Source organism: Galbibacter sp. (assembly GCF_035306585.1).
Lineage (GTDB): Bacteria > Bacteroidota > Bacteroidia > Flavobacteriales > Flavobacteriaceae > Galbibacter.
On the sequence record NZ_DATGNU010000029.1, the window covers coordinates 1 to 5,176 of the forward strand.

General features: G+C 36.3%; 4 protein-coding genes. All 4 read right to left on the reverse strand.

Translation table 11 applies throughout. The annotated features are described in order from the left end of the window. Window positions 1–317 precede the first annotated feature (317 nt). From pgi to VKY50_RS03330, 4 genes are read right to left on the reverse strand one after another with little or no spacing between them, the layout of a single operon-like run. Window positions 318–1,958 carry a glucose-6-phosphate isomerase gene (pgi, locus tag VKY50_RS03315; protein WP_324298831.1) on the reverse strand — a complete coding sequence of 547 codons (1,641 nt, stop codon included), beginning with the start codon at window positions 1,956–1,958 and terminating at the stop codon, window positions 318–320. Next, entirely contained in the window at window positions 1,930–3,258 is a 1,329-nt protein-coding gene (locus tag VKY50_RS03320; RefSeq protein ID WP_324298833.1) for a peptidoglycan DD-metalloendopeptidase family protein, read from the reverse strand. Before VKY50_RS03320 ends, pgi begins: the two co-directional genes overlap by 29 nt. Continuing rightward, window positions 3,259–4,224: a tryptophan 2,3-dioxygenase family protein gene (locus VKY50_RS03325; RefSeq protein WP_324298835.1), complete on the reverse strand. Its 966-nt coding sequence runs from the start codon at window positions 4,222–4,224 to the stop codon at window positions 3,259–3,261. Between the two features lie 3 nt (window positions 4,225–4,227). After that, the gene (locus tag VKY50_RS03330) at window positions 4,228–5,019 is read right to left on the reverse strand and encodes a DUF3108 domain-containing protein (protein WP_324298836.1); all 792 of its coding nucleotides are present in this window, start codon (window positions 5,017–5,019) and stop codon (window positions 4,228–4,230) included. Window positions 5,020–5,176 lie beyond the last annotated feature (157 nt).

A 5,176-nucleotide genomic window follows, 5' to 3' on the forward strand; every position in this document is an offset into this window, starting at 1 on the left:
GTACTAGAACCTTTGATCATGACGTTCGCACCTGGCAGAGGCTGCCCCATGCTACCATCAACTACAGAACCCGTAATAGTTCCTTGCGAAAATGCTGCAGTTGAAATTAACGCAAATACTGCGGTAAAAATCCAATTGTAAATTGTCTTCATTTGTTATTTAATTTAATTTGACCGTGCAAAAATCCCATTAAAAAAGGACTCCTACATTATGTGAATGTTAAATAATTTAACACATTGACAAAAGTACACAAAAATCGTAACATTTTAACATCATGGATATTATAACGCTACGATTTAGGATTTTTATAATTTTTGTTAATTGTTCTTAAAGTATTGTAAAAGATTTAACGTAGAACCATCGTGTTTGCTAACACTTTCCGAAGTTATATCCTTAAGGATAGTAGAGGCGAGTTGTTTACCAAGTTCAACACCCCACTGATCGTAACTAAAAATGTTCCAAATAACCCCTTGAACAAATATTTTATGCTCATACATAGCTACTAATGCTCCTAAAGATTGTGGTGTTAGTTTGTGAATTAAGATGGAGTTTGTCGGCTTATTTCCTTCAAAAACTTTAAATGGCACCAAAGCATCAATTTCTTCACTTGATAAATTGCCACCCTCCAATTCATCTCGAACTTCCTGCGCAGTTTTACCTGTCATAAGGGCCTCTGTTTGAGCAAAATAATTAGCCATTAATTTATTGTGATGGTCTTGATCTCCGTATAAGGACTCTACATACCCGATAAAATCCGTTGGTATTAGTTTGGTTCCTTGGTGGATCAATTGGAAAAATGCATGTTGCGAATTTGTTCCTGGTTCTCCCCAAATGATCGTTCCGGTTTGATAGGTTACTGGATGACCTTCTCGATCTACACTTTTCCCGTTACTCTCCATAGTACCTTGCTGCAAATAAGCCGCTAAACGATGAAGGTATTGACTATATGGAATCAGTGCTTCACTTTCGGCTCCATAAAAATTATTATACCAAACACTTAAAAGGGCAAGGATAACAGGGATGTTTTTCTCAAAAGGTGTTTCTTTAAAATGCGTATCCATAGCATGAGCCCCATCTAACAATTTTTCAAAATTGTCGTAACCAACCGCTAGTGCAATAGAAAGTCCAACAGCACTCCATAGAGAGAAACGTCCACCAACCCAATCTTCCATTGGAAAGACATTTTCAGGAGCAATTCCAAATTCATCTATCTTTTCTAGATTCGTAGATACTGCAACAAAGTGGGTTGCGACATCTTTTTGCGAAGCTGAATTTAAAAACCATTTCTTAATGGTTAAGGCATTGGTCAATGTTTCCTGAGTGGTAAAAGACTTGGAAACAATTATAAACAAAGTGGTTTCAGGATTAAGTCCTTTTAAGGTTTCATGTACATGATCACCATCCACATTACTAACAAAATGGACTTGAAGATGGTTTTTATAGTACTGTAATGCCTCAGTGACCATTACAGGTCCAAGATCAGATCCCCCAATTCCGATATTTACAATATCGGTAATCGCCTTCCCGGTGTAGCCTTTGTGCTTTCCAGATATTATAGAATCAGTAAATGATTTTATTTTTTCACGAACTTGGTAAACTTCTGGAACTACATTTTCCCCATCTACTCTAACGTCATCCGATTTACTGGTCCTTAAAGCGGTATGTAATACAGCTCTCCCTTCAGTTTGGTTTATTAAATCACCTCCAAAGTACTTCTGAATTGCATCTTCTAGATTCGACTCTTTTGCTAATTTTTGTAGTAATTCAAAAGACGTGTCATCAATGCGATTTTTAGAAAAATCGACTAGAAAATCATTCCATTTTAAGGTAAACTTATTTGCTCTTTCAGGATCCTTTTCAAAGAGTTCCTTAATCTGTCTATCTTTAAAACTATTGTAGTATTCCTGTAATTCGTTCCAGGCGGTAGTATTAGTTGGATTTTTTGCTGCTAATGGCATTATCTTGATTTAATTCGGTTATAAATTCTTCTTCATCTACTTTTGGACTCTCAAACATAAGGGCATCCAATTGCTGCTTGATCGGGTGAATATAATCCAGATATTTTACTTTTAAACTATCTGAAATAGGCTCTGCTTGTGGCAGATCCTGTTTAAATGGATCTACTTGTTTGCCATTCTTCCAGAATCGATAACAAACATGAGGTCCACTGGTATTACCTGTCATACCTACCCAACCTATAACATCTCCTTGTTTGACGTAATCTCCGACTTTCACCTTACGCTTTTGCATATGCAAATATTGGGTGGAATAGGTGCTATTGTGCTTCACCTTGACGTAATTTCCATTTCCTCCTCTTCGCTCAGAGGCGATAACCGTCCCATTAGCTGTAGATAAAATGGGCGTCCCAACTGGAGCAGCAAAATCTGTTCCTCTATGAGGACGAACGCGATTTCCATAATAAGCAATCCTACGTTTTAGGTTATAACGGGATGAAATTCGGCTAAATTGTACAGGCGCTTTTAAAAACGCACGTCTTAAGTTATTGGCCGACTCATCAAAATAATCAACGATATGCTTGGTTGAATCTGTCTCGAATCGAAAGGCATAAAACGGTTCCCCTTTGTGTTCAAAGTAAGCCGCCTTTATCTGGTCAACTCCAGCGTAAATGCTATCATCTATATACTTCTCTGTATAAATGACTTTAAAACGGTCCCCTTTCTGAATTCTAAAGAAATCCACCGTCCAAGCGTAGATATCACTCATCTTATAGGCAACAATAGTACTCAAACCTTGCTCTTGTAGGGTAAAATACAATGAACCATCAATTACCCCAGTAGCTTCCCGCTCAACTAAGGTGACATCTTTCTTTCCTTTTTTAACAATGGTGGTATCAGCAAAATCAACTACAACATAATCGATCTTATTGGGCTGATAAATAAAACATTTTGGAAGTTTTACAGAATCACCCTCTACCATTAACAAGGTATATGGTTTTCCTACCTGTAGTTTGGTAATATCAAAGGAGTCCTTTGCACCTTCAACAATATTGTATATTTGAGGATAATCTAAGTTATTTCGCTGTAATATCTCTCCAAAACTATCACCAGCTTTAATGGTATCCCTTACCACGGTATAATCGTTGAGATTATATCCAAACTCCATAAGCTCAACTGGTTCAACCTTCTCTTCCACCAACGCACTAATTTGTGCTTGCTCATCTACTGTATTGGTTTGTTTCTTACACGAGATTAGTGTAAAGACCGTCAAAATAAAAAGGCCTACTACATTTTTTGACATTTATTTTTTCGTTTGAGGGTTAAACATATGCTCCACCCACTGCTTTCCCCAGTCGGCTATTTCTTCTTGGCTCCAAAGTTCAGGAAAAAAGATGATTTTCTGAAAACTTGGCGGCAAAAACTCTTTCCAATTAGTTCCTCCAGTGGAGTCTATAGTGAGTTCATTATTACTTAAATGCTTGTATGCAACACCCATATGCATCAAATTCCAATTCACATTAGCATTCACATCTAATTGACGCATCACATCAATAAGGAGTTTATTTTGTTTTACTTCAGAAGGCAGTTTTAGGAATTTATCATAGATAGTTCCTCCACGGACTTCCTTCGCAATTCGCATAAAACGCGGTGTATAACGATATTCAAATTGTCTTAAGGTTAAGGTCTTCTCCCCAGTACTGTGATCAATGGCTCCTTTTTTCCAATAAATATTCTCGTATAAGTCTTCCAACGATGAATTTTCAGAAAAATTGCCTTTCATCGAAGGAGCGAGTAAATTATATAATGGAGTGGCATATAATTCGATCATCCTAAATTGGGCTGATTGGAAACCGCTAGCAGGCAACAGTGTCATTCTGTATTTTAAAAACTGCTCGCGATCTAGACCATTAATCATCACCCTAAAGGAATTGATCATGATTTTATAATAGCTATTGATCCGCTCGATCTTTTTAATTAAAAAATCGGCATTATGCTGTTTGTCATCAATAATTTGTTTTTGCTCATGGATAATGAGCTTGAAGTACAATTCTGTGATTTGGTGATACGAAATAAAAATAGTCTCATCCGGAAAATGCGTACGAGTAATCTGTAAACTCAGAAGCGTGTCTAAATGTATATAATCCCAATAAGTTAAGTATTTTGCATGCAACAAGCCATCGAGATATGAACTCAAGTCCTGTCCAGAATTTTTATATTTTTCTTCTAATTGATCTACCTGTTTCTCAATGTCTGTACTTATAGCCATGAACTAATCCATATGAATTTTAAACTGATGTTTTAACCCCTTAAATGCATCCAAATCTGCTTTAATGGATCCAACTAAAATATCGGCCTTTACCCGAATTGGAATTTTGTTAGCATCATCGGAGACCCAAAGCGTAAGACTTTCCTCTTCTTTGAAAACCCTTCCGGATTGCACATAAGGCCTAAACTTAATACACTTTACTTTCCCAAACTTTGTCTTGATGATTTCTCTACCGAGGAACTTGAGTTTAAACTTATAAACCCCATCATCATCAAATAGCATATTAGAGACATGCTCATCACCTACCTTTAAGCCATCGATATCCCAATTTTCTCTCAGGTAATAGAATGCCGATAGTAAATCTTGAATATCATCCTGAATTTTAAAGGTTTGTTTTCTATCGTGTTTATGGTCAATTAAAGTCGCCTTATTAGTATTGTAATCGAAATTGATTTCAACATCTTTGGTATGACCTCCCTCATTTATTTTTCGGATAAATTTATAGGGTTGTCCAGTCCTTTTGTCGAAATAACTTTCGTAATTATCTTCTACCTTAAAAAAAACACTCGCCAGTCCAGTAGTTTTCCCATGTCCAATGACGTGAAAAACTTCTTTTCCATTAAGAATTTCGTCTTTCACCTCAAGGGTAGCATAACTTGCATTGAACCAGCCGTAATGGATTCGAAACTTGAACCATTCACCAGCCTGAAATGTGCTGGCAGTTTCATAGTCAGTGCTTTGGTTAGTAAATGCAGAAAGCCAAAACACACATAGGGCTAATAAAAACTTCCTCATAGTTTTAATTATTACTGTAAAAATAACAAAATCAATTACATTACGAGTTACTTTACTAGAAATATCAATTACTATTCCAAAAAAGTTAAATTAGTCCCATAGCAAAAAACTCGGCCGAAGCCGAGTTTTTTTCATTAACCAACCAAAACTTTAAATT